The sequence below is a fragment of the Micromonospora sp. NPDC005174 genome (assembly GCF_040608495.1).
In the GTDB taxonomy this organism is placed as follows: domain Bacteria; phylum Actinomycetota; class Actinomycetes; order Mycobacteriales; family Micromonosporaceae; genus Micromonospora.
On sequence record NZ_JBEXIJ010000035.1, the window covers coordinates 19,476 to 44,202 of the forward strand.

Consider the following 24,727-nt stretch of genomic DNA (forward strand, 5'->3'; position numbering starts at 1 on the left):
AACGGGTTTGCGCGGCCCAGGTCGGCCGGCCCCGTCACGAGGCGGTGCCGGCTCGCCGGGCGCGGGGAGTCGACGTCGCCGTGTCGCGCGGTCGGCCCGCCACCGGCCCGGAGGTGTCCCGGCGGATCAGCTCGGCGGGGAGCACCTCGATCCGGGGCGTCGGCGCGGCCGTCCCGAGCACCAGCGACATCGCCCGCACTCCCATGTCGACGAGGGGGAGCCGCACCGTCGTCAACGCGGGCGTGACGTCGCGGGCGATCGGCATGTCGTCGAAGCCGACGACGGAGATCTGCCCCGGTACGGCGAGCGAGCGGGCCCGCAGGGTGGCGAGCGCGCCGATGGCCATCGAGTCGTTGAGCGCCACGATCGCGGTCAGCTCCGGATCGGCGTCGAGCAGCCGGGCGGTGGCCTCCGCGCCGCCGTCGCGGTCGAACTCGGCGTACCGGACCCGCCGCTCGGGCAGGTCGAGGCCGTACGCGGTGAGGGCCTGCCGGAGCCCGGCCAGCCGATCGGTGGTGGTGGTGAGGATGCGCGGGCCGGCGACCACGCCGATCGCCCGGTGGCCCAGCTCGCAGAGTTCGCGGCCGGCGAGGTCGCCGCCGGCCCGGTTGTCGGGCATGACGGCGTCGCCGGAGTGCTCGTGGCGGCCGATGACCGCGACCCGCCCGCCGGTCGCCTCGTACGCCGCCAGCTTCTCGTTGAGCTGTCGGGTGAAAGCATCGTCGTGGTAGCCGGACCCGGCGAGGATCAGCGCCGCCACCTGGTGGCCGCGCAGCAGTTCCACGTACTCCAGCTCGCGATCCGGGTCGCGGTAGCTGTTGCAGATCATCAGCAGCCGGCCCTGGTCGGTGGCGACCCTCTGCAGCCCGCGCGTGATCTCGGCGAAGTACGGGTCGGAGACGTCGTGCACGATCACGCCGACCGCGCTGCGGTGCGAGCGGGCCAGCAACTGGGCGTGCGCGTTCGGCACGTACTGCAACTCGGCCACGGCCGCGAGGACGCGCTCGCGCAGCTCGTCGGTGACGGGTTTGCTGCTGCCGTTGATGACGCGTGAGGCCGTGGCGGGTGAGACGCCCGCGCGCCGCGCCACGTCGGACAGGGTCGCCATGGCCCGCCCCCTCGGTCTGTTGACGGCGTTTCGCCGCGCCGGCTAGCGTCACCGTACCGCAGAGAAAGCCCTTTCCCGCAGGGAGGCCGGCCATGTCGGATCGCTTCGCGGCACTGCCCGGCGGGATCGGTGTCTCCCGGCTGCGCGTCTACGACACGGCCGCGCCGGACGGTGTGGTCGGTGGTACGCCGCACGTGCACCTCTGCTGCACCGAGGGGTACGTGGTGACCGGGGGCGAGGGTGCGGTGCAGACCCTGACCAGCGCCGACGGCTTCTCCGAGACCCCGCTGCGCCCGGGCGCGGTGGTCTGGTTCGAGCCGGGCACCGTGCACCGTCTGGTCAACGGCGGCGGTCTGACCATTGTGGTGCTCATGCAGAACAGTGGCCTGCCCGAGGCCGGTGACGCGGTGCTGACCTTCCCGCCGGAGGTGCTCGCCGACCCCGAGGCGTACGTCGCGGCGGCAGCGCTGCCGGACGGGGGAGCGCCGGGGGCGGACGTGCGGGCCGCGTACCACCGCAGGGATCTGGCGGTGAACGGCTTCGCGGCGCTGCGGTCCGGTGGTCCGGCGGCGCTGGCGGCCTTCCACGCGGCGGCGGCGGCGCTGCGCCAACCGCTGCTGGCGGCCTGGCGGCAGCGGTGGGCCGACGGCGCGGGTCGGGCCGCCGCCGGCACCGGCGCCCAGTTGGACGCCCTGGAGCGGGGCGACTGCGGACATCTGGGCGAGGCTGGCGTGTACGCGGTGGACGCACCCGCGGAGCGCGGCCGACTGGGCATGTGCGGCCTGCTCGACACCTACCCGGCTGCCGGCTGACGCCGCGAGCCCGGCGTGGTCCAGTGCGGATCTTGAGGGTGGTGTTCGCCCCGGGTTCAGGGAAGTCGCGGTGTCCGAGGGCGAGGGAAGGCCCGGTTTCCAGGAGGCCGAGTCCACCTCGGGCGACGCCTTCACCTGGCGGCCCGGCTGGCGTCGAATAGATCGAGGAAAGGCCTTGCCTGCCGTCTGGACGCCGCCTACGCTCCAGGAAAGCGTTTGCCTGACCCGCCGACTGGCCCGGCTCCCGGGTGCCGCGCCGGGCCCCGAGGAGGTTCGCGTGACGGAGAACTCTTTGGACACCGCAGGCCGGCGCGCCGCTGCTGACCAGGCGAGCGGTGAGCGGGAAGGCGATTCAGCCGCCACGGCTCAGTCCTCGCCCGGATCGGCCGAAGCTCCGGATCACACCGACGGCGCATCTCGATCCACAGTGGTCGCTGCGCCACCCGCCGGCGGTGGCCGATCGCCCCGACCCACGCTCGGCCGCCGCGCCGCGTCGGTCGCCGACTCGATGTGGCGCCCGGCGCTCGTGCTGGCGGCCTTCGTCCTCGCCTGGTGGTTCGTCGCCGCCCGGGAGTACGTGCCGAACTACCTCGTACCCACCCCTGGCCAGGTCTGGACCACGATGACCGACCAGTGGTCCGAGTTGGCGCGACACACCCTGGTCACCCTCTACGAGACCGTGCTCGGCTTCGTCCTGGCCGCCGCGCTGGGACTGGCCACCGCGGTCGCCATCGCCTACTCGCGCACCCTGGACAAGGCGCTCTACCCGATCGTCCTGTTCGCGCAGGTCATCCCGAAGATCGCCATCGCGCCGCTGCTGGTCGTCTGGTTCGGCCTGGGTCTCACCCCGAAGATCATCCTGGCGGTGCTCATCGCGTTCTTCCCGGTGGTCATCTCCGGGGTGGCCGGCCTGCGCTCGACCGACCCGGAACTGCTCGACCTCTCCGCCACGATGGGCGCCGGGCCGTGGCGTACCTTCCGCAAGATCCGCTTCCCGAACGCTCTGCCGCACCTGATGGCCGGTCTGAAGGTGGCGGTCACCCTCGCGGTGGTCGGCGCCGTGGTCGGCGAGTTCGTCGGCGCCAGCGAAGGGCTCGGCTACGTCCTGTTGCTGGCCAACGGCAACCTCGACGCCCCGCTGCTGTTCGCCGACCTGATCCTGATGTCCGCCATCGGCATCGTCCTGTTCGTCCTGGTCGAGATCGCCGAGGCGCTGCTCATCCCGTGGCACGCCAGCCGCCGCGCCGGCGTGTCCCTCACCACCTCCTGACCGACCCCATCACGGAGGCACCGATGAAACGCACCGCCACCACCATCCTGGCCACCGCCGCCCTGCTGCTCGCTGCCACCGGCTGCGGCGACAGCGACTCCGCCGGCACGACCGGCGCCGACGGGAAGAAGCAGGTCACCCTGACCCTCAACTGGGTGCCGTACGGCGAGCACGCCCCCTTCTACTACGGCCTGCAGAAGGGTTACTACTCCGCCGAGGGCATCGACCTGAAGATCCTGCCCGGCAACGGGTCCGGCAACACGGTCAAGCAGGTCGCCCAGAAGCAGACCGACTTCGGATGGGCCGACAGTCCCGTCCTGCTCAAGTCGGTGGCCAGCGGGATGCCGGTGCGCAGCCTCGGCGCGTACCTGGAGAAGGGCCCCTCCTCGGTGGAGTTCTTCACCGAGAAGAACATCAAGACCCCGGCGGACCTGAAGGGCAAGACCGTCGGCGGCACGCCCGGCGACGCCCTCTACGCGACCTTCCCGGCCTGGTTGGAGAAGAACGGCCTCAAGAAGGACGACGTCAAGGTGGTCAACGTGGACGCCGCCGGCAAGATCGCCGCCCTGGCCGAGGGCAAGGTCGACGCCATCATGGGCTTCTTCCACGACCAGGCACCCACCATCGAGAGCAAGACCGGCAAGAAGGTCGACGTGCTGCTCTTCGCCGACTACGGGATGAACCTGCTCGGCACCGGCCTGATCGCCAACACCCAGACCCTGCAGAAGGACCCGGAGCTGGCCCGCAAGTTCGTGCGCGCCACCCAGAAGTCCTGGGCCGACGCGGCGCGCGACCCGGCCGGCGCGGTGAGCGCCATGGTGGCGCTCGCCGAGAACGAGCCCGCCCCCGAGGTACTCACCAAGCAGCTCACCCTCAACCTGCCGCTGCTCGGTGCCGACGGCCCGCCCGGGGTGAACACCGACGCCCAGTGGTCCGAGACCATCGACCTGATGTCCCGCTTCGCGGAGCTGAAGGAACCGGGCGCGCCGGACGCGTACTGGGACTCCTCCTACGCGGCCAAGGGGTGACGGGGTGAGCGCCGCGCCGGCGACCACCGGCACCGCCATCGGGATGTCCGGCGTGACCGTCCGCTTCACCACCCGACGGTCGCAGACCACCGCCCTCGACGACGTGTCCCTGCACATCGAGCCGGGGGAGTTCGTCACCATCGTCGGCCCGTCCGGCTGCGGCAAGTCCACCCTGCTGAAGATCGTCGCCGGCCTGGTGAAGCCCACCAGCGGAGAGGTCTCGCTGCTGCGACAGCCGGTACGCGGCCCACAGAAGGAGATCGGCTTCGTCTTCCAGAAGGCCGCGCTGCTCGAGTGGCGTGGCGCGCGGGCCAACATCCTGCTCCAAGCCGAGATGCGCGGCATGGACCGGGCACGCGCGGCCCGCCGCGCCGACGAGCTGATCGAGATGACCGGCCTGACCGGCTTCGAGAAGGCGCTCCCGCACGAGCTGTCCGGAGGCATGCAGCAGCGGGTGGCGTTGTGCCGCGCGCTGCTGCACGCCCCGCCGGTGCTGCTGATGGACGAGCCGTTCGGCGCCCTGGACGCGCTCACCCGCGAGCAGATGAACGCCGAGCTGCACCGCATCTGGCGGGAGACCGGCACCACCGTCGTGCTGGTCACCCACTCCATCGCCGAGGCGGTCTTCCTCGGCACCCGGGTCGTGGTGATGAGCGCCCGGCCCGGCCGGATCATCCGCACCTTCGGTGTCGAGCTGCCGGCGCACCGCGACTACGCGCAGGTGATGTCGGACTCCCGCTTCGACCGGCTCGCCACCGAACTGCGTGGGTTGCTCGGCAGCGCGGCCGCCAACCACTGAACGACCAGCACGACGAAAGGGATCACCATGACCCGCAGGTCGATCGGCATCATCGTCAACGGCGTGACCGGACGCATGGGCTACCGCCAGCACCTCGTCCGGTCCCTGTTGGCCATCCGCGAGTCGGGCGGCGTGACGGTGGCCGACGGTACGACCATCTGGCCGGAACCGGTCCTGGTGGGACGCAACGAGACCAAACTCCGCGAGCTCGCCGAGCGACACGGCCTCACCGACTGGACCACCGACCTGACGTCCGCGCTGGCCCGCGACGACGTCGAGATCTACTTCGACGCCCTGGTGACCCAGCAGCGGGAGAAGGCGATCCGCCAGGCGATCGAGGCCGGCAAGCACATCTACACCGAGAAGCCGCTCGCCGAGGACACCGCCGCCGCGCTCGACCTGGCGCGCGCCGCCGACGCGGCCGGTGTCCGCACCGGTGTCGTGCAGGACAAGCTGTTCCTGCCCGGGCTGCGCAAGCTCAAGCGGCTCGTCGACGGCGGCTTCTTCGGCCGGATCCTCTCGGTGCGCGGCGAGTTCGGCTACTGGGTCTTCGAGGGTGACTGGCAGCCGGCCCAGCGCCCCTCGTGGAACTACCGCGCCGAGGCCGGCGGCGGCATCACCTCCGACATGTTCCCGCACTGGCACTACGTGCTCCAGGAGCTGTTCGGCCGGGTCACCGCGGTCTCCTGCGTGACCCGCACCCACGTGCCCGAGCGGGTCGACGAGGACGGCCGCACCTATGCGGCCACCGCCGACGACGCCGCGTACGCCATCTTCGAACTCGAAGGCGGCGTGATCGCGCAGATCAACTCGTCGTGGGGTGTGCGGGTGTACCGCGACGAGCTGGTGGAGTTCCAGGTCGACGGCACCGAGGGCAGCGCCGTCGCGGGGCTGCGCAACTGCCGGGTGCAGCACCGGGCGGTCACCCCGAAACCGGTGTGGAATCCGGACCTGCCGGTCACCGAGGACTTCCGCGCCCAGTGGGCCGAGGTCCCCGACAACGAGGAGTTCGACAACGGCTTCAAGGTGCAGTGGGAGGCCTTCCTGCGGCACGTCGTCGCCGGCGAGCCCTTCCAGTGGGACTTCCTGGTCGGCGCGCGCGGTGTACAGCTCGCGGAGCTGGGGCTCCGCGCGGCCCGCGAGGGTGTCCGCGTCGAGGTCCCGGAACTGCACGCATGAGGGTCGCCGAGGTGGTCCTGCCCGGCGGTCGGCGACACCGGCTGGCCGGGGCGGGTGGCTTCGGCCGCCCGGCCGGCCCGGCGACCGGCCGGATCGGGTACGCCGCCGCGCACGTGGTCGCCGACCCGAGGGCGGAGAACGTGCCGGGCGCCCCGGCGGTGGTGGACTGGGACACCACGCTCGCCTTCCGGCGGCACCTGTGGTCGTACGGGCTGGGCGTCGCCGAGGCGATGGACACCGCCCAGCGCGGGATGGGGCTGGACTATCCGGCGACCCGGGAGCTGATCCGGCGCAGCGCCGCCGAGGCCCGCGCGGTGGGCGGCCGGATCGTCGCCGGCGTCGGCACCGACCAGCTCCCGACCGGCCCGGCCACCCTGGCCGAGGTCACCGCCGCGTACCGCGAGCAGCTCGACGACGTCCGGGCCGCCGGCGCCCGGCCGGTGCTGATGTGCAGCCGGCACCTGGCCGCCGCCGCCCACGGCCCCGAGGACTACCTACGGGTGTACGACGAGCTGCTGTCCGCCGCCGGTGAGCCGGTGGTGCTGCACTGGCTGGGCCCGATGTTCGACCCGGCGTTGACCGGTTACTGGGGGTCCGCCGACCTGGACCTGGCCGCCGACACGGTCCTCGAACTGATCAAGGCGCACCAGCGGACCGTGGACGGCATCAAGGTGTCGCTGCTCGACGCCGACCGGGAGGTGGCGTTGCGCCGCCGGCTGCCGGCGGGCGTACGCCTCTACACCGGCGACGACTTCCACTATCCGGAGCTGATCCGGGGTGACGAGGTGGGCCATTCCGACGCGCTGCTCGGCGTGTTCGCGGCCATCGCGCCGGCCGCCGCAGCCGCGCTGTCCGCCCTCGACCGGGGGGACCTGCCCGCGTACGACGAGATCTTCGCCCCCACCGTGCCGCTGGCCCGGCACCTCTTCGCGGCGCCGACCTGGCACTACAAGACGGGCATCGTGTTCCTGTCGTGGCTGGCCGGGCACCAGGACCATTTCACGATGGTCGGCGGTGCGCAGGCCGGCCGGTCCCCGGCGCACCTGGCGACCCTGCTCACCCTCGCCGACGCGGCCGGGCTGCTGCCCGACGCCGAGCTGGCCGCCGCTCGTGCCCGGGCGTTCTTCACCGTGGCGGGGGTTGTCCAATGAGTCTCGCCCGTTTGTCGTTCAACCAGGCGACCGCCCAGCACTGGCCGCTGCCCGAGGTGGTCGCCGGTTGTGTGGCGTCCGGCGTACCGGGCATCGGGCTGTGGCGGGAGCCGGTGGCCGGGTACGGGTTGGCCCGCGCGGCGAAGCTGGTCCGCGACGCGGGGCTGACCGTCACCTCGCTGTGTCGGGGCGGCTTCTTCTCCGCCGACGACTGGCAGGCGGACAATCTGCGCGCCATCGAGGAGGCGGCCACGCTGGGCGCGCCCGAGCTGGTACTCGTCTCCGGCGGACTGCCGGCGGGCAGCCGGGACGTCGACGGGGCCCGGCGTCGGGTCGCCGACGCCATCGGTGAGCTGGCGCCGCACGCGGCGGCGGCCGGCGTACGGCTGGCGATCGAACCGCTGCACCCGATGTTCGCCGCCGACCGATGCGTGATCGCCACCCTCGGCCAGGCGCTCGACATCGCCGAACGGTTCGACCCGGCGGTGGTCGGCGTGGTCGTCGACGCGTACCACGTGTGGTGGGACGACACGGTGTACGCGCAGATCGACCGCGCCGGCGCGCGGATCGCCGCGTTCCAGGTCTGCGACTGGGTGACGCCGCTGCCGGAGGGCGTGCTGCTCGGACGCGCCCTACCCGGCGACGGGTGCATCGAGCTGCGACGGTTGCGCGAGGCCGTGGACGCCGCCGGCTACCGGGGTCCGATCGAGGTGGAGGTCTTCTCCGCCGAGGTCTGGGCACGGCCGGGCGCGGAGGTGCTGGACGCCGCGATCGCCGGCTACCTGCGCCACGTCGTCTGACCACCGCGACGGGTACGGGCCCTGGGCCGATGCCACCCGGCGGGTAAGGTCGTCCGCGTGGATCTGTCCGAGACCGCGGCCCTGCTCGGGGCACCTGTCGAGGCCGTCGAGCGTGTGCACCGGCTCGCCGGCGACCGGCCCTCGGCCCCGCTGCCCGCCAAGGCCGACGTGCCCGCGATCCTCGAGCGGCTCGCGGTACCTCCGGACGACATCACCGAGATCATGGCAGGCTGGCCGGACGACGGGTCACCACTGTGGACGCCCGAGCTGCGCTGGCTGCTCGACCGTTCGATCGCGCTGGTCCGCGCGGATCTCGGCGGCTACGCCTGGCTGCCACCCGGCCCGGAGCTGCCGCTCGACCGTGGCCCCGCCTGGCGGCATCTCTACGTGTACGCGTACCTCGCCCTGGTCGAGGTCGTGCGGGGCTACCACCGCGACCACGGCGTTCCCGACGCCGTGTCCTGGGCGACCCTCGCGGACCTGGGCCGCAACCTGGCGGTCGACCGGCGGATGCGCGGCGAGGGTTGGCCGGTCATGCAGAGCTGGCTGACGCTGCACGTGCGCGGCGCGGTCTACGAGTTGGGCCGGTTGCAGCACCACCGCGGCGACGGCGCCATCGGGCTGCACATCCCCGACGCGGGGCCGCTGACCCCGGAGGCGGTCTCGGCGTCGCTCGACGAGGCCCGCGTCTTCTTCGCGCGCCACTTCCCGGACGAGCACTACACGGCGTTCTCCTGCGGCTCGTGGCTTCTCGACCCCCAGTTGCGGGAGTACCTGCCCGAGGACTCCAACATCATCCGGTTCCAGCGACGGTTCGAGCTGGAACCCTACGAGGAGCCGGAGGGGCTGGACGCCGACGTCGAGGTGCTGCGGTTCGTGTTCCGTACGCTGACCACGCCGCTCGACGAGCTGCCGCGCCGCACCGTCCTGCAACGCGCGATCGTCGATCATCTGTCGTCCGGCCGGCACTGGCAGTGGCGTCAGGGTCGCTTCCCGATCTGAGCCGCACTGACGCGGCCCGGCTGGTCCGGGTGTGCGTGGACCCCGGGTCCCCGGTTCGCTGCACCCGCCGGAGCCCGCTGGCCGGAGCGGCTGATTCTTCCTCAGTCGCGGCGAAAAAACATGATCTAGGCACGGTCGAAACATCGTGATCTTATGTGCACCGGCGATCCGTAACACCGTTCGAACCCTCGATTAACCGTCGCGGGCTTAGGTGGGGGAGCGCTCCCATGCGGGTCGCGGTCAACAGGAAAGCTCCACAGAGGAGCGATGGAAGGGAGTCTCGTGTCGACAAGCACGAGCGGGAACAACCTGCGAAGACTGGCGCTACCCACGCTGGTCATCGCGATGATCACCGGCACAACCGGTGTCGCGGGATCGGCGTCCGCGGCCCCCGCGGACCGGCCGGCCAGCGGTAGCCCCGGCTACTTCTCCAACGGATCCGACAAGCGCACCACACTGACCGACGGGGCCGACCGTCGCGCCGACGCCGACGGGACCAGCCCGAAGAGCGCCGTGGACGCCAACGGCTCCGGGGTCTACGTCGTCGAGCTGGCCGAGGAGCCGCTGACCACGTACGTCGGCGGGACGTCGGGGCTGGCGCGGACCCGCCCGACGCCGGGCAACCGGCTGGACGTGACGTCGGCACCGTCGCAGGCGTACCGCCGGCACCTCGACGCGCAGCGGTCCGCCGTCACGTCCGCGGCCGGTGTCCAGGTCAAGACGGCCTACACCGCCGCCTTCAACGGGTTCTCGGCGACGCTGACCGCGAAGCAGGCGACCGCGTTGCGGGCCGACAAGCGGGTCCGCGCCGTCACCGCCGCACGGGCACTGGGCACGCGCTCGGCGACGCCGCTCGCGGCCTCCCCGAACGCCACCACCGCCGGCACGCCGACCTCCACCGCGGTCGCTCCGTCCACCACGGACGACGCCGCCAAGCCCACCGCCCCCGCCAAGCCGGTCAAGCCCGGCCCCGGTACCGGAGCGGGCATGGTGGTCGGCGTCCTGGACACCGGCATCTGGCCGGAGAGCGCCTCGTTCGCCAAGACGATGCCCGCGCCCAAGACGTGGCACGGCACGTGCCAGACCGGCGTGGCCTTCGTGGCGGGGCACTGCAACGGCAAGATCGTCGGTGCCCGGTACTTCGCCGACACGTGGCTCGCCGGCGGCGGCTCGGTGCCCGAGGGTGAGGTGCTGTCCCCCCGCGACATGTCGGGACACGGTACGCACACCGCGTCCACGGCAGCCGGTCTGCCGGTCCGGGACGTCACGATCGACGGCCGCTCCTTCGGTTCCGTCTCCGGTGTCGCGCCGGACGCCCAGATCGCCGTCTACAAGGTGCTCTGGGGCGGGATGGGCTTCGACGCCGACATCATCGCCGGCATCGACGCGGCAGTCTCGGACGGTGTGCAGGTCCTGAACTTCTCCATCGGCAGCGACCTCGGCGACTGGGAGGCCAACACCCCGATCGGCGTCGCCTTCCTCAACGCCACGCTGTCCGGGGTCTTCGTGGCGGCGTCGGCGGGCAACACCGGCATCGTGAGCGGTGCCATCAGCAACGCGGCGCCCTGGGTCACCACCGTGGGCGCGGCGGTGACCAACCCCAACGAGGCGACGGTCAAGCTCGGTGACGGCACGAAGCTGGTCGGCGGCTCGCTGGACGCCCTGCCCGGCGACGCCTCGCGGCCGATGGTCTTCGGCGACCAGGCCGGCTCGCTGGAGCAGGGCTCGGCGTACTGCGAGCCGGGCAGCCTGGACCCGGCCAAGATCAAGGGCAAGGTGGTCGCCTGCGCGCTGTCGACCCCCTTCAACTCCGCGCTGGAGGTGAAGGAGAAGGGCGGTGCGGCGATGGTCGTGTTCGTCCCGGAGGGCAACTACCGGGTCAACTCGGTCTACAACTTCCCGGTGGTCTACCTGAACACCGAGAAGCAGGCCGGCACGCTGTTCAACTACCTGATGCGCCACCCGGCCGACGCCAGGGTGTCGCTGCGCACCGGCGGCGACGGCTCCAGCGTTCCGGGCGTACCGAGCGTGGCGGACTTCTCCTCCACCGGCCCGGACAAGGTGACCCTCGGCGTCTTCAAGCCGGACCTGGTCGCGCCGGGTACGGACATCATCGCCGCGGTCTCGCCGGCGGGTAACTTCGGCCGGAACTACGACGCGTACTCCGGCACCTCGATGGCGTCGCCCTATGTGGCCGGCGCGGCGGCGATCCTGCGGGCCACCCACCCGACCTGGTCGCCGGGAACCGTCGCCTCGGCCCTGCGGACCACTGCCACCGACACCCAGGGCACCAGCAGCCCGTTGGACCAGGGTAGCGGTTTCATCAACCTCGCCGGGGCCAAGGACCCGGGTCTGGTCATCGAGCCGACCGCCGCCGATCTGGTCACGTTCAGCGAGACGGCCCAGCCCGACGGCAAGGAACTCAACCTTCCGGCCATCTCGCTGCGCGAGTACGACGGCACCCGCCCGGTGACCCTCACCCGCACGCTCACCAACGTGGGCAACACGCGGGAGACGTACCGGTCGTCGGTGTCCGGCCTGCCCGGTATGACGGTGACGGTGTCGCCCGCGTCGGTGACGCTCGCGCCCGGAAAGTCCGCGACGGTGACCATCACGTTGCGTCGGGGCAGCGCCCCCTGGGACCGGTACGTCACCGGGTCGATCACCTGGAAGGGCAAGGCCCACAGCGCCCGGATGCCCGTCGCCGCCCGCCCGTGGGGCATCACCCCCCGGCCGTACGCCGACGACGGCGAGGAGTTCGGCCGGATGACCAGCGGCTCGTTCGGCTACGCCCAGCCGGGCTTCACCGGGCCGCTGACCGGACGCAGCACCGGCTACACGCCGATGCGCCGGGAGTCGTACTCGATGCCGGCCGGCGTGTACGGCGGCGTGTTCGACCCGAGCGCGTCCGGGGTGAAGAAGGTCGACTTCACGGTGCCGGCCAACACCGCCGGCATCATCGTCGAGGCCAACACCGAGGATCCGAACACCAACCTCGACCTGTACCTGTACAAGGGCGACAAACTCGTCTACAGCAGTGACAGGTACTGGACCAGCGCGGAGCAGGCGTACAAGTTCCTGCCCGAGCCGGGGCGCTACACCGCGTACGTGTTCGCGCAGGTGCCCGGTGGCCCGGTCGTGGACTTCCAGTTGAGCCACGCCATCATCGGCCGCAACGCCACGTACGCGCCGGCCACGCTGACGTTGCCGTCGACGACGGAGCGCGGGCAGAGTCTCAACTTCACGTTGAAGCCCAACCGGCCGCTGCCCGAGGGTGACTTCTGGGCGTACACCGAGTACCGCACCAACGGCACGGTCGTCCCCGGCAACCTCGTGTCCACCCAGCAGAGCGCCTGGGAGGAGTAGCCGTACGAAACAGTGGGGCGGCGCCGTCGTGCGCCGCCCCACTGTTCTTTCTAGCGCTGCCAGGCGTCAACGGCGTGCACGCCGTCGCGCATGGTCCGGTCGAGGATGGTCGGGTTGCCGCTGCTGCCCTCCCAGCCCTGGTCGTCGAACACCGTCACGACCCCGTCGACCCGGGCCACGGCGATCTGGCTGGAGCCGGCACCGCCCGAGCGCTCACCGTTCATGCTCGTCGCGCTCCACGTCCGGGTCACGAGCAACGCGTCGTCCCCGACACCGGTCACCGCCTTGCTCTCGACCGTGACCGTGCTGCCCTGCTGGTCGAAGGAGGGGCACGCCCGCACCGCATCGCCCACGCGCCGCAGGTAGTCGGTCGCGCCGTCACCGTCGAAGGTGAAGATGGTCTGGTGGATCATGCCCTGCGGTGTGTTGCTGTCGGGCTCGCCGGCCTTCTTGTACGTCACCGTCATCGCCGCGCTGGCGGTGACCTGCCGGCCTCCGGTGCCGAATTCGTTGGCGCAGAGCTTCGGCAGGGCTTCGGCGACGGGCGTCGACCGGCGGGGAGACTTCCGCAGCTCGGGCGGTAGCTCCACGAAGGCCGACGTCGGAATGGTCGTCGGAGCGCTGGCGCTTCCGGATGGCTGGTCGGCCGGACTCGCCGGGGGCGACGTCGTCGACGCGGTCGACGGCGCCGCGTCGGACGTGCCGTCGCCGGTCGTGCAGGCCGTGCTCAGCGCGACGATGCCCAGCAACGGCAGGATAAGTGCTCGGGTGGTCGACGACAGTGCGTATGTGCTCACGGTTCCCCCTCTGCCTCGATTTGAGCAGTTCCCTGCCGCGAGCGAGCGGAAACGATCAACCACCGCGCCGGCGTGTCCCGGTGGCGTCAGCGCGTCTGTGCACTCAGGCGCGGGTCTGCGAGACGAGGATGCCTATGCCGGTCGTCAGCGGCTCCGCGGGGGCGGGCAGGGTGTCCCGCCCGCCCCCGGGCCATGGATCAGGTGACCGTGACGCTCAGGTTGAGCGAGCGGGTCTCCCCGCCGGTGTAGGTGACCGTCACCCGGGCGGTGAAGGTGCCCTTACGTGCGTAGCTGTGACTCGTCGACCGCAGCGTCGTACCGTGCGTCACGGCGCTGTTGTCGCCGAAGTCCCACGCGTAGTCGGTGATGCTCTGCCCCGACGGGGCTGTCGCGGTGGCGGTCAGCGTGGTCGTCAGTGGAGCTGCGCCGCCGGTCGGGTTGGCCGCGATCGTGAGGGTGCCGCCCGGCTCCTGCTTGACGCCGGCGCCGTTGAAGCGCATCCAGTCCAGCGACATCAGGTCCGGTGTGCCGCCGACCTGGGCGGCGTTGACGAACGTCGTGTACAGGGTGGTGGTGCCGGTCGGTTTGTTGGTCAGGGTGACGGTGGGTGACACCAGGTTGTCCCACCCTCCGGTCGAACCGATGGTGGCCGTGCCGATCAGGGTGCCGGTGGGCGAGCCGGTGCGCAGCTCGATGGTGCCGCCGAGACCACCGTTGGTCACCCCGAGCGTCACCGAGCCGATGTTGCGCAGGTCCACCGGCCCGTACGCCGACCAGTCGTTGTGGTCGACGTCGCCGAGCCGCTTGCCGGCGCGGGCGGTCGTCCGGTCGTTGACGATTAGGCCGGACTGCGCGCTGAAGTGCTCCGACTCCTTGCTCTTGGGCTGCAATTGGACCCGGGTCGAGCCGGTCAGCGCCGGTACGCCGCCGGCCGCGCCGCCGTCGGTGTACTGCGCGGTGATCAGGGTGTAGAGGTTCTGCCCCGGCCCGTGTCCGTCGCCGGCGTCCGCCTCGGTGGCCAGCAACCCGGAGCAGCCGGTGTAGACGTCCAGCGGGTGGGCGTGCGTGTCGTGGCCGAGCTGTGTCTGCACGGTCACCTTGGCGCAGTCGATGGTGGTGTCCTCCGGGTCGGTGACCGTCACCGTGTACGGGATCTTGTCGCCGAAGTCGAAGAACCCGCCGTTGGGCACGGTGATGGTGACCGTCGGCCTGGTGTTGCCGACGACGACGTCGGTCACGGCGGTGGCGGTCAGCCCGTTGCCGCTGTTGCGCACGGTCAGTCGGGCGGTGTGTGTCCCGGCGGTCGGGTAGGTGAAGCTCGGGTTGGCGGCGGTGGAGTCGGTGGTGCCGTCGTTGGTGAAGTCCCAGGCGTAGCTGAGCGCCGTGCCGTCACCGGCCGTCGTGCCGGCCGAGGAGAAGGTGAACGTGAGCGGTGCGCGCCCGCTGTCCGGGGTGGCGGCGATCTTCGCGGTCGGTGGTCGGCCGTTTGCCACGTAGTCGATCCGGTAGATGCCGGCGCCGGCGTTGCTGCCGCCGCGACCGCTGCCGGTGCCTTCGCCGAAGTCGATGACGTAGAGCGAGCCGTCCGGGCCGAACTCCGCCTCGAAGGGCTGGATCCAGCTCATGTTCTCGAAGATCCCGTTGATCGACTGGAGGTCGCCGACGGCGGTGGGACCGAAGCGCGAGGTGGTGAAGGTCTGGGCCGTCCGGTGGATCGAGAGCGTCTTGAACCACTTGCGGGTGAACTCGTACGTGATCCACTTGCCGTCGAAGTACTCGGGGAACTTGGTGGTACGGGTGTTCGCCGGGTCGTAGTCGTAGACCGGGCCGCTCATCGGGCCGCCCCCGCCGGTGCCCACCTCGGGGAACTGGGTCGAGGCGGAGTAGGCGTACCAGACCAGCGCCGGCTTCGCCGCCGGCAGCGTGGTGAGGCCGGTGTTGTTGGGGGAGTTGTTCGTCGGTGCCGCGCAGTTGAACTTCGCCCCGGAGGTGCTGGTGGCGAAGTTGTAGTCGTTGAACGGGATGTTGTTGCCGACGCAGTACGGCCAGCCGTAGTTGCCGGGGGCGGTGATGCGGTTGAACTCGACAGTCCCCTCCGGGCCACGGTTCGCATCCGCGGCGCGGGCGTCCGGGCCGTAGTCACCGACGAGCACCGCGTTCGTTCCCGCCTCGATGGTGATCCGGAACGGGTTGCGCATGCCCATCGCGTAGATCTCCGGCCGGGTCTTCGCCGTACCGGCCGCGAAGAGGTTGCCGCTCGGCACGGTGTACGTACCGTCGGCCTGCGGGGTGATCCGCAGGATCTTGCCGCGCAGGTCGTTGGTGTTGCCGGCGGTGCCCTGGGCGTCCCAGGCGGCCCGGCCGGACTGCTCGTCGACGGGGGTGTAGCCGCTGGAGGCGAACGGGTCGGTGTTGTCGCCGATCGCGGCGTAGAGGCGACCGGCCGCGTCCATGGCCAGCGACCCGCCCATGTGCGAGTTGGCCCGACCCACGCCTCGGTACGTCGGGACAGTCAGCAGCCGCTTCTCCGAGGAGAGCGCGACGCTGTTGTTCGCCACCGTGAACCGGGACAGGTTGAGCTGTTTGAGGGTCTTGTCGGACCAGAGCAGGTAGACCCAGCCGTTGCTGGCGAAGTTGCGATCCAGGGTCATCCCGAGCAGTCCGTCGGACTGGTCGGTCATCGCCGAGGTGTACGCGAAGTCGAGCAACGTGGTGACCTGGAGCGTGTTCGAGTCGACCACCTTGAGCGCGCCGGTCCGCTGGATGTAGTAGACCCTGCGGTCGGGGGCGACGGCCAACTCGAAGGGGTCGGCCAGGTTCTCGGTGACCAGACCCACCCGCTCGAAGGTGCCGGTCTCGGTCGCCGAGCAGTCGCCGGCGACCGCGCCGGCGGCCCACTCGATGCCGTAGCGCAGATGCTCCAGGAACGCCGGCTCGCTGAACCGGGAGCTGGCGTGCCCGCCGGCGGTGAACCAGGACCGTCCGCCGTCGTAGCGCTGACACCAGGAGTACGCGTGGTCGACGCCCTCGTCCAGGCCGTTGATCCCGTCACGCACCTTGATCTGCGCGAGGGTGTGCACGTTGCCGGTGGGGTTGGTCCGCCAGTTGTACCACTCCTCGCTCTGCTCCCACAGCTCAGGCAGGTTGCGGGTGGAGGGGTGGGCCCGGTCGAGGACCTTGACCCGACCCGGGTACGTCCCGCCGGTGGCCGAGAAGTCGGGGTGGTAGTCGAAGATGGTGCCGACGAGGCCCTCGTACCAGGGCCAGTCCCGTTCACTCGCCGAGGCGGCGTGCAGCCCGGCCCAGCCGCCGCCGTTGCGGATGAACGTCTGCAGCGCCGCGCGCTGGCTGGCGTTGAGCAGGTCGCCCGAGGCGGGGGTGGAGTTGGTGTTGTTGAAGACCAGGGCGTCGAAGGTGGCGAGGTTGGCGTCGGTGAAGGCGGCCGCGTCGGTGGTGGCGACGACCTCGAAGTTGTGCGCGGTCCCGAGCTGCTGGATCGCGGCGACGCCGGCCGGGATCGAGTCGTGGTAGAAGTTGGTGATCTTCGAGAAGACCAGCACCCGGAAGCGTGGGGCAGCCTCGGCGGGCAGGGCGGTGGCGGTGCTCAGGACGGTGGCGACGGTGAGCAGGGCGAGGCAGATCGCGCGCAGGTGTTTGGGCATGGGGGCGCTCCCTGTCGGACGGTGAGGGTCGGAAAGCGCTTTCTCGCTGCCCGCATCACGGTACTGACAGCCAGTTACGAGCGTCAATAGAGCAGAGGTAAGCGGTTTCCTGCTGCCGCCGGATCGGCCTGACACGCGGTACGGGTAACCGCACCAGCATCGTGCGGGCCACCCGGATGTCCGGATCGCCGCCAGCGTCGAGGGTGGGACGCATGGACAACGTGGTGGAACTCGACGCGGTGACCCGTACCTACGGGTCGCGCAGACGGCCGGTCGTCGCTCTCGGTGGCATCTCGCTCGCGGTGCCGGCTGGCACATTCGTGGCGGTGATGGGTGCCACCGGGTCGGGCAAGAGCACCCTGCTGCAGTGCGCGGCGGGACTGGATCGGCCGACGTCGGGCCGGGTCCGGTTGGTCGGCCGGGACGTCACCCGCCTGCGCGAAGGCGCGCTGACCCGGCTGCGCCGCGACCGGGTGGGTTTCGTCTTCCAGTCGTACAACCTGCTGTCGGAGCTGACGGTGCGGCAGAACGTGCTGCTGCCCCGGCGGCTGGGCGGACCGCGCCCGCGCCCGCTCGACGAGGTGCTGGCCGAGGTGGGTCTGTCCGGGCTGGCTGGCCGGTCCGTCGGTGAGTTGTCCGGAGGTCAGCGCCAGCGGGTCGCCATTGCCCGTGCGTTGGCCGGCCGTCCCGCCGTCGTGTTCGCGGACGAGCCGACCGGGGCGTTGGATCCGACGACCGGTGAGCAGGTGCTGCGTTTGTTGCGGGGCGGGGTGGACCGATCCGGGGTGACGGTGGTGATGGTCACCCACGATCCGCTGGCTGCGGCCTGGAGCGACCGGCTCATCCTGCTGCGCGGCGGAGAGGTCGTGGCGGACGTCCCGACGCCCGATCCGGCGAGCATCGCCCAACGGTTGCGCGCCACCACGGGTGACCCGGTGGTGGCCCGGTGAGCGCGGGGCTGACCAGGCAGGCGCTGCGCAAGCAGCCGTGGTCCTTCGCCGGTCCGTTCGTCACCCAGTGTCTGGCCGCCGCGCTGGTGTCCGGAGCGTTGGGCGCCAGCTCCTCGATGTCCGGCGCGCGGTTGGACCCGAGCGCCCGGCAGGTGCTGACCGAGAGCTCGATCCCCGAGATGGCCACGCTGTTCGTGGTGGTGTCGGTGTACCTGACCGCGTTGATCGTCGGGTTGACCATGACGTCGTCGATCGCCCGACAGGCCCGGGACATCGCGCTGGTGCGGGCACTCGGTGCCACTCCGGGCCGGGTGCGCCGCGCGGTGGCGACCCAGGCCGCCGTGGTGGCGGTGCCGGCGAGCGTGCTCGGCGTACCGCTCGGTGCCCTGCTCGCCCACGCCTGGTTGGCGGGACTCACCGGACATCAGGTGATCCCGCCCGGCGTGACGTTCCACCCCTCGGCCGCGGCGCTTCCCGCCGCGACGGGCATCACCGTCGGGGCGTCGCTGGTTGGTGCGCTGATCGCCGCGCTGCGCCCGGCCCGGGTACGCCCGGCTGCCGCGCTGACCGAGACGGCCGTTCCGCGACGCCGGATCGGTCTGGTGCGTACCGCGATCGGGTTGGTGCTCATGGCCGGCGGCGTGGCGCTGTCGATTCGGATCGCGGGTGGCGACCCCGCGAAGGCCGGCGAGTCGAGCTTCTTCACGATGCTGGCGATGTGCGTGGGGGCCGGCTTCCTCGGTCCGGTCCTGTTACGGCTGGCCGCCCCACTGACGCGACTGTTCGGGGGCACCGGGGCGCTGGCCGCGGACAACCTCGCGGTGCGCGCCAAGGCGCTGTCCGGCGCTCTGGTACCACTGGTCCTGGCGATCGCGTTCGCCATGGTGAAGGTGGTCACGCACACCACGTCCGTGCACGTGCGCGGCGTCGCGGAACCTGCGGCGCGGGTGTGGACGGAGTACTCCGGGACCGTCGTCTACGTCGCCTTCGCCGCCGTCGCCGCGGTGAACACGTTGGTGACCGTCCTGCTGGCCCGACGCCGGGAGCTTGCGGTGACCCGGCTGGTCGGCGCGAGCAGGATGCGGGCGCTGGCCGTGGTCGTGTGCGAAGCCCTGCTGGTGACGGTGACCGCTCTGGCGGTAAGTACCGTTGTCGCGATGGTCACCATGCTGCCGATGCTGCACGGCATGCTGGGCACGTGGACGCCGTACCTACCGACCGGGCAGCTGGCCGGTGGCCTGGCCGTGGTGATCGGACTGGTGCTGGTGGGCACCGTCGTGCCGGCGCTGGTCGCGATGCGCCGCCCGGCGGTGGAATCGCTGGCGGTCGACTCGTGAGGCCGGTCGTCAACGCGGTCCTGCGTGCTCCCACAGCTGCCCGTACCTGGCGCGAGGTCGGATACACGCTCACCGGAACCGTGCTGGCCGTGCCGACGTTCGCGATAGCACTGCTGGGACTGGTGTTCTCCGCGCTGTCGCTGCTGACGATCGGGCTGCCCCTGCTGACCGGCGTGCTGGTGCTCGCGCGGCTGACCGTGCGGTACTTCCGCGGACCGGCCCGGCTATTCCTCGGCTGGAGCTGGCCGAACCCTCCACCCCTGCGCCCCCGTGGGCCGGGCCCGGTGCGGTGGACCGCTGCGGTGCTGACCGACGCCAGCGGTTGGAAGGCCCTCGCGTACTGCTTCGCGCGGCTGCCGCTGATGGCCGCGGCAACCTACCTCGGCGGGGCCATCATCGTCGGAGGGCTGGTCGGCGTCACCTATCCCGTGTGGATGCACCGCTTCCCCCAGGATCCGCCGTGGGGCGGCACCTGGGGGCTGGTCGCCCAGGGTCTGGTGGCGCTGCTGGTGTTCCCCTGGTACTTCCGGCTCATCGTGTCGCTGGACCGGTGGTTGGTGCGGGCCCTGCTGGAGCCGGGCCCCGAGCGGGTCCGGATAGCGGCTCTGGAGGCCAGCCGCGCCGCGCTGCGGGCGGACGCGGCCGCGCTGCTGCGGCGGGTGGAGCGGGATCTGCACGACGGCCCGCAGGCCCGGCTGGTCGCGCTCGGCGTGGCTCTGTCGCGCATCGAGCGGCGGGCCGGCGAGCCGGAGCTGAAGGCGATGGTGACGCAGGCCCGGGGCGCGGTGGTGGAGGCGCTGGCCGAACTGCGGGACATCGTGCGGGGCATCCACCCGCCCGCGCTCGACGCCGGCCTGAGCACCGCGATCGAGACCCTCGCCGCGCGCAGCGCGGTGCCCGTCGACGTGCGCGTGGACCTGCCCCAGCGGCCGACACCCGACCTGGAGTCGGCGCTGTACTTCAGCGCCGCCGAACTCCTCACCAACGTCGCGAAGCACGCCGGAGCCAGCCGGGTCCGGCTGGACCTTCGCGCCCAGGGTGGCATCCTGCGCCTGACCGTCACCGACGACGGGCGCGGCGGGGCGCGATCCGGGAGCAGGGGTACGGGTCTGGCGGGGCTGATCCGGCGAGCCGAGTCGCTCGACGGCGCGCTGCGGCTGGACAGCCCGCCCGGTGGACCGACGACCATCATCGTGGAGCTGCCGTGCGAGTAGTGATCGCCGAGGACAACCCGTTGCTGCGCGACGGGATCACGTTGCTGCTGACCGATCACGGAATCACCGTCGTGTCCACCGTCGACAACGGAGACGATCTACGTGCCGCGGTCGACGAACACCGGCCGGACGCGGCGGTCGTCGACGTACGGATGCCACCGACCTTCACCGACGAAGGCCTGCGAGCGGCGCTGGCGATCCGCGCGGCCCACCCGGAGACCGGCGTGCTGGTCTTCTCCCAGTGGGTGGAGACCCGGTACGCGCGGCAACTGATCGCCGAGCACCCGGGCCGGATCGGCTACCTGCTGAAGGACCGCATCGTCAGCACCGAGGACTTCGTCGACGCGCTGCGGAGGGTGGCCGCCGGTGGGACGGCGCTCGATCCGGAGGTGGTACGCCAGTTGTTGGCGGCGCCGTCGGTGGACGCGGGCGTAGCCCGGCTCAGCGAGCGGGAACGTGAGGTCCTGGGGATGCTGGCCGAGGGCCGGTCCAACCTCGCCATCTGCGAGGCACTCCACCTCGCCCCGCGCAGCGTGGAGAAACACGTGACAGCCATCTTCACCAAACTCGACCTACCCCAAGCGCCGACCGACCACCGGCGCGTCCTCGCCGTGCTGCGCTATCTGAACGCGGCACGCTGAGCGGGGACCCCCTCTTTCGAAGGAGCGACCCGTGCACGTCAGTTTCGCGACGAGCGCCGGTAGGGCCGGCAGGCCGAACGAGGACTTCGTCGGGGCGGTCCCCGGCGCTGTCGTACTGCTCGACGGTGCCGGCATTCCGGGAGCCGAGGCGCTCTGCGCGCACGGGGTCGCCTGGTACACCCACCGTCTCGGCGGCACACTGCTCGGCGGCCTCTCCCGGGCCGACGGGCGGGACCTCGCGGCAATCCTCGCCGACGCCATCGCTGAGACGGCCGCCGCCCACCGCGCCACCTGCGACATCGCCGACCCGAGCAGCCCTCAGGCCACCGTCCTGATGGCCCGCGCCCACCGGGGACGGCTGGACCACCTCCTGCTCGCGGACTCGTACCTCGTGCTCGACCAGGTCGGCGGCGGCGTGCGAGTGGTCACCGACGAGCGCGAGCTGGTCGCCAGGCGGGAGTGCGCGGCGCCCCTGGCCGGCGTCACACCCGCAACCCCGGAGTACGACCGCATCCGCGCCACCTGCGTCGCGGCGCTGCGCGCCCGCCGGAACCAGCCGGACGGTTACTGGATCGCCAAGGACGATCCGCAGGCGGCCTGGGAGGCGGCCACCGGCAGCCACCCCCTCGACGAGTTGAACGGCGTCGCGATGCTCAGCAACGGCGCCAGCCGAATCGTCAGCCCGTACGGCCTGACCAACTGGCCGGGCGTGCGGGATGTGCTCGCCGTCGACGGTCCGTCCGGTGTCATCCGCCGGGTCCGTGAGTTCGAGGACCAGGTGCGCGGCGACCCTGACGCTCTGGTTCCGGACGACGCCACTGTGGCCTGCTGCCGGCTCGCGCCATAGACGTCTCGGCCGGGTCTTGGGGCACGCCGTCCCTACCGAAAGGGTTCCGCGTGGTCTGATGCCGTCATGGAGTACGACTTCGAAGGTGCCGTGTGGGAGTGGCGAGGGCCGTCGCCTTACCACTTCGTGACGATCCCGCCGGAGTGCGTCGACATGGTGCGTCAGGTGGCAGCGGCGGTCACCTACGGCTGGGGCATGATCCCGGTGGAGGTCCGGCTGGGGCGAAGCCGGTGGCGCACCTCGCTGTTCCCGAAGGACGAGGGCTATGTCCTTCCGCTGCGGGACTCGGTGCGCGACAAGGAGGGCATCGCCGTCGACGACGTCGTGCACATCCGCCTCGCCGTACGGCCGCGGTAACGCGGATGCCCCGCACGCCCTGGTCGGACGCCGAGCCACAGCGTCCGACCAGGGGCGGCTGCTAGAGGTACGGGCGCGTGATCAGTTCGATCGCGTGTCCCGCCGGGTCCTTGAAGTAGAACCCTCGGCCACCGTGTTCGGTGTTGGTCTCTCCCGGCCGCTTCATGTGCGGGTCGGCCCAGTACGTGATGCCTCGCTCCTGGATGTACGCCAGGCCACGCGCGAACAGCTCGTCGTCGACGAGGAACGCGTAATGCTGCATCTGGATGTCCACCGGCGGCTCGGCGAACTGGAGCAGCACACCCTCGTCCAGCAGGACGTTGACGAACGGCCCCCACGAGGGCGCCTCCGGGAGTCCGAACAGTTCCCGGTAGAAGGCCGCCGACGCGTGTTTGTCCGTCGCGGCGATGATGGTGTGGTTGAACGTGACTGTCACGCGTACCCGTCTTTCGGTCGATCCGAAGACCCGACCGGAAGCACACGGCGTCCAGCAGCCGTACTGATTGACAGACCCCGAAGGCAGCAATGCCCCGGACCCATGCGGGAGACGCGTACGCGTCGATCTCGGCATGGCGGCTGAAGTAGCCAGAACCTCCGGGGGTAGGCCCATCTGGGGCGCACGAGCAGGCTAACACGACGTCCTGTCACGTGCGTGACCACCACGGGCCTCCAGGCGAGCTCGAAGCTCGGGTGCTTGGCTATCGTTCTGGGATGTCGTCTGACCTGTCCGGTGCCGTCGGCGCGGCCTTCCTTGCGGAGGGTCCGGCCGATGGTGTCGACCTCAGCCTGTTCGGGCAGTTCGCGGGCTCCTGGGCGCTGGACTGCACCGAGTACGACCCCGACGGGTCCTCGACTGTTCGCCGAGGCGAGTGGCACTTCGGCTATGCGCTCGGCGGGCGGGCGACCACGGACGTCTGGATCCTGCCCGGGGTCGAACACGGTGTCAGCGTGCGATTTCCCGACCCCTCGGCCGGTGCTGGGATCTGGCGCTCGACGTGGGTGGGCCCGACCCGGCGGCGGACGCACACCTTCCTGGCGTCGCGCGTCGGTGACGAGATCGTGCTGGACGGCGGCGACCTGCGGTGGACCTTCTCCGATATCGGCTCGGACGAGTTCCGCTGGCGCAACGAGGCACGGCAGCCCGATGGCGTGTGGCGGCTCCAGCAGACGTTCCAGGTGTGGAGGCGGTCCTGAATGCGCCGGCGGTGAACGGCGGGGATGCGCGGCTGCCGGAGACGTGGTGCGTCCCGGTGATCCGTGCCGACTTCAGCGACCACGGGGTATGGGAGCGACTCACGGGCGAGATCCGCAGCCCGACGGGAGTGGGCTTCGGTGCCACCGTCGACTTTGTCGAGGACCGGACCCTGAGCGGTTTGAGCGGTGTGACGATCGCGGCTGGCTTCCCGCGCGACTATCCGGCTCGGTACCGGCATCCGGTGCTGTTCGTCGTCGATTCGGTCACCGTCGCGCTGCCGGAGCACCCCCTGCTCGTCGTCAACCTGAACGAGAGGGTCGACGCGTCCCCATTCCGGACCGTGCCCCGGCAGGTCCAGTCGATCGGGGACAACCTGTCCCTCGCCAACATGGACTTCGACGATTTCGCGCGCTCGACAGGCCCGGACGGCGTCTTCCGGGGTTTCTGAGCACGCGGCGGAACGCCCGGGTGCGGCGCGGAGCCTACGGCCGAGCGGGTGGCAGGAGTAGCGCCTCTGCGCCGACCGGGCGGAACCCGGCCGCCTGGAAGGCGCGCACACTGCGGGCGTTGCCGGCGGCCTGCTGAGCCCAGACCGGTTGCCCGTCGGGCACGAGATGCCGGGCGGCCGTCGCCAGCGCCCGTCCCAGGCCCCGGTGACGGCACTTCTCGTCGACCTCGATCGCCGTCTCCCAGCGACCCGCCACGCCTCGACCCAGGACGACCACCCCGCCGTCGGCGGCCCAGACCCGGACGTCGTCGCGACGCCGACGCGACCGGCCCACGCGGCCGTGCCCGCTGTTCGTCACTTCGCGCAGCGTCACCGGGGGCGCGCCGGAAAGAGAGCCCGCGACCGTCAGGAGGTCGATGGTGTCGGTGGATCGCCCGGTGCGGTCGAGCAACGCGGCGAGGAAGCGCGGGTTCATCGTGGCCGCCAGGCCGTCGCAGTCGAGAGTCGCCAGGGTGCGGCGTACCCACTGGGGATCTTCGTCGGTGAACACCACGGAGTGCGCGGTGAACGCGATGACTCCGGCGTCGCGGTGGCACGGCTGCGGTACGACTGTGGTCCCGCCGTCCGCCGGCGGGAAATGCCCGTTCGCTGCGGCCTGCAGGATCTCGGCCAACGTGGTGTCGGCGATCGTCGTCTCCTCGGGAGGGGGCGGAACGCGCTCGACGGCCGGCGCGTGCAGCGCCGGCCGCCGAGGACTAGTCGAT

Annotated in this window: 22 protein-coding genes; 17 read left to right on the forward strand and 5 right to left on the reverse strand. The window is 71.4% G+C overall.

The window, feature by feature from the left end:
• Nucleotides 1-34: 34 nt before the first annotated feature.
• The gene (locus tag ABZU91_RS28020; protein WP_355246630.1) at nucleotides 35-1,108 is read right to left on the reverse strand and encodes a LacI family DNA-binding transcriptional regulator; all 1,074 of its coding nucleotides are present in this window, start codon (nucleotides 1,106-1,108) and stop codon (nucleotides 35-37) included.
• A 92-nt stretch (nucleotides 1,109-1,200) separates the two neighbouring features.
• Here ABZU91_RS28020 and ABZU91_RS28025 point away from each other — a divergent pair, with 92 nt between their 5' ends.
• The 9 genes from ABZU91_RS28025 to ABZU91_RS28065 all read left to right on the forward strand — a co-directional run bounded on the left by ABZU91_RS28025 (nucleotide 1,201) and on the right by ABZU91_RS28065 (nucleotide 12,515).
• Nucleotides 1,201-1,920: a cupin domain-containing protein gene (locus ABZU91_RS28025; RefSeq protein WP_355246633.1), complete on the forward strand. Its 720-nt coding sequence runs from the start codon at nucleotides 1,201-1,203 to the stop codon at nucleotides 1,918-1,920.
• A 427-nt stretch (nucleotides 1,921-2,347) separates the two neighbouring features.
• Nucleotides 2,348-3,190, forward strand: a complete 843-nt coding sequence (locus ABZU91_RS28030; protein WP_355246636.1) for an ABC transporter permease — start codon at nucleotides 2,348-2,350, stop codon at nucleotides 3,188-3,190.
• A gap of 23 nt (nucleotides 3,191-3,213) precedes the next feature.
• Nucleotides 3,214-4,218 (forward strand): ABC transporter substrate-binding protein, encoded by a 1,005-nt coding sequence (locus ABZU91_RS28035; RefSeq protein ID WP_355246639.1) that lies wholly within the window; start codon nucleotides 3,214-3,216, stop codon nucleotides 4,216-4,218.
• A gap of 4 nt (nucleotides 4,219-4,222) precedes the next feature.
• On the forward strand, nucleotides 4,223-5,017 hold the full coding sequence (locus tag ABZU91_RS28040) for an ABC transporter ATP-binding protein (protein ID WP_355246642.1): 795 nt from the start codon (nucleotides 4,223-4,225) through the stop codon (nucleotides 5,015-5,017).
• Nucleotides 5,018-5,044: 27 nt separating this feature from the next.
• Nucleotides 5,045-6,196 carry a Gfo/Idh/MocA family oxidoreductase gene (locus ABZU91_RS28045; protein WP_355246645.1) on the forward strand — a complete coding sequence of 384 codons (1,152 nt, stop codon included), beginning with the start codon at nucleotides 5,045-5,047 and terminating at the stop codon, nucleotides 6,194-6,196.
• Nucleotides 6,193-7,347: a dihydrodipicolinate synthase family protein gene (locus tag ABZU91_RS28050; protein ID WP_355246648.1), complete on the forward strand. Its 1,155-nt coding sequence runs from the start codon at nucleotides 6,193-6,195 to the stop codon at nucleotides 7,345-7,347. Before ABZU91_RS28045 ends, ABZU91_RS28050 begins: the two co-directional genes overlap by 4 nt.
• A complete protein-coding gene (locus ABZU91_RS28055; protein ID WP_355246650.1) occupies nucleotides 7,344-8,147 on the forward strand; it encodes a sugar phosphate isomerase/epimerase in 804 nt (267 codons plus the stop codon). Before ABZU91_RS28050 ends, ABZU91_RS28055 begins: the two co-directional genes overlap by 4 nt.
• A 57-nt stretch (nucleotides 8,148-8,204) precedes the next feature.
• Nucleotides 8,205-9,149 carry an acyltransferase domain-containing protein gene (locus tag ABZU91_RS28060; RefSeq protein ID WP_355246653.1) on the forward strand — a complete coding sequence of 315 codons (945 nt, stop codon included), beginning with the start codon at nucleotides 8,205-8,207 and terminating at the stop codon, nucleotides 9,147-9,149.
• A gap of 282 nt (nucleotides 9,150-9,431) precedes the next feature.
• The gene (locus ABZU91_RS28065; RefSeq protein ID WP_355246656.1) at nucleotides 9,432-12,515 is read left to right on the forward strand and encodes a S8 family serine peptidase; all 3,084 of its coding nucleotides are present in this window, start codon (nucleotides 9,432-9,434) and stop codon (nucleotides 12,513-12,515) included.
• 50 nt (nucleotides 12,516-12,565) lie between these two features.
• Here ABZU91_RS28065 and ABZU91_RS28070 read toward each other — a convergent pair whose 3' ends face one another.
• Together ABZU91_RS28070 and ABZU91_RS28075 are read right to left on the reverse strand one after the other, a co-directional pair.
• Entirely contained in the window at nucleotides 12,566-13,312 is a 747-nt protein-coding gene (locus ABZU91_RS28070) for a hypothetical protein (protein ID WP_355246659.1), read from the reverse strand.
• Nucleotides 13,313-13,509: 197 nt separating this feature from the next.
• A complete protein-coding gene (locus ABZU91_RS28075; protein ID WP_355246662.1) occupies nucleotides 13,510-16,974 on the reverse strand; it encodes a ThuA domain-containing protein in 3,465 nt (1,154 codons plus the stop codon).
• 212 nt (nucleotides 16,975-17,186) lie between these two features.
• Between ABZU91_RS28075 and ABZU91_RS28080 the strand changes: the two genes are divergently transcribed.
• The 6 genes from ABZU91_RS28080 to ABZU91_RS28105 all read left to right on the forward strand — a co-directional run bounded on the left by ABZU91_RS28080 (nucleotide 17,187) and on the right by ABZU91_RS28105 (nucleotide 22,320).
• Nucleotides 17,187-17,924 carry an ABC transporter ATP-binding protein gene (locus tag ABZU91_RS28080; protein ID WP_355246664.1) on the forward strand — a complete coding sequence of 246 codons (738 nt, stop codon included), beginning with the start codon at nucleotides 17,187-17,189 and terminating at the stop codon, nucleotides 17,922-17,924.
• Nucleotides 17,921-19,261 carry an FtsX-like permease family protein gene (locus ABZU91_RS28085; protein ID WP_355246668.1) on the forward strand — a complete coding sequence of 447 codons (1,341 nt, stop codon included), beginning with the start codon at nucleotides 17,921-17,923 and terminating at the stop codon, nucleotides 19,259-19,261. The genes ABZU91_RS28080 and ABZU91_RS28085 overlap by 4 nt, the downstream gene beginning before the upstream one ends.
• Nucleotides 19,258-20,475 (forward strand): sensor domain-containing protein, encoded by a 1,218-nt coding sequence (locus ABZU91_RS28090; protein WP_355246672.1) that lies wholly within the window; start codon nucleotides 19,258-19,260, stop codon nucleotides 20,473-20,475. The genes ABZU91_RS28085 and ABZU91_RS28090 overlap by 4 nt, the downstream gene beginning before the upstream one ends.
• Nucleotides 20,466-21,116 (forward strand): response regulator transcription factor, encoded by a 651-nt coding sequence (locus ABZU91_RS28095; RefSeq protein WP_355246675.1) that lies wholly within the window; start codon nucleotides 20,466-20,468, stop codon nucleotides 21,114-21,116. The genes ABZU91_RS28090 and ABZU91_RS28095 overlap by 10 nt, the downstream gene beginning before the upstream one ends.
• A gap of 31 nt (nucleotides 21,117-21,147) precedes the next feature.
• Entirely contained in the window at nucleotides 21,148-21,963 is an 816-nt protein-coding gene (locus ABZU91_RS28100; RefSeq protein ID WP_355246678.1) for a hypothetical protein, read from the forward strand.
• Between the two features lie 66 nt (nucleotides 21,964-22,029).
• Nucleotides 22,030-22,320, forward strand: coding sequence for a DUF1905 domain-containing protein (locus tag ABZU91_RS28105; protein WP_355246681.1), 291 nt, complete (start codon nucleotides 22,030-22,032; stop codon nucleotides 22,318-22,320).
• Nucleotides 22,321-22,381: 61 nt separating this feature from the next.
• On the opposite strand, the gene ABZU91_RS28110 is transcribed toward ABZU91_RS28105, so the two are convergent.
• Nucleotides 22,382-22,756, reverse strand: coding sequence for a VOC family protein (locus ABZU91_RS28110; protein ID WP_355246684.1), 375 nt, complete (start codon nucleotides 22,754-22,756; stop codon nucleotides 22,382-22,384).
• A gap of 275 nt (nucleotides 22,757-23,031) precedes the next feature.
• Between ABZU91_RS28110 and ABZU91_RS28115 the strand changes: the two genes are divergently transcribed.
• Both ABZU91_RS28115 and ABZU91_RS28120 read left to right on the forward strand, forming a co-directional pair.
• Nucleotides 23,032-23,514, forward strand: coding sequence for a hypothetical protein (locus ABZU91_RS28115; RefSeq protein WP_355246687.1), 483 nt, complete (start codon nucleotides 23,032-23,034; stop codon nucleotides 23,512-23,514).
• Entirely contained in the window at nucleotides 23,499-23,963 is a 465-nt protein-coding gene (locus ABZU91_RS28120) for a hypothetical protein (RefSeq protein WP_355246690.1), read from the forward strand. The genes ABZU91_RS28115 and ABZU91_RS28120 overlap by 16 nt, the downstream gene beginning before the upstream one ends.
• A 34-nt stretch (nucleotides 23,964-23,997) precedes the next feature.
• Here ABZU91_RS28120 and ABZU91_RS28125 read toward each other — a convergent pair whose 3' ends face one another.
• Entirely contained in the window at nucleotides 23,998-24,651 is a 654-nt protein-coding gene (locus ABZU91_RS28125) for a GNAT family N-acetyltransferase (RefSeq protein WP_355246766.1), read from the reverse strand.
• Nucleotides 24,652-24,727 lie beyond the last annotated feature (76 nt).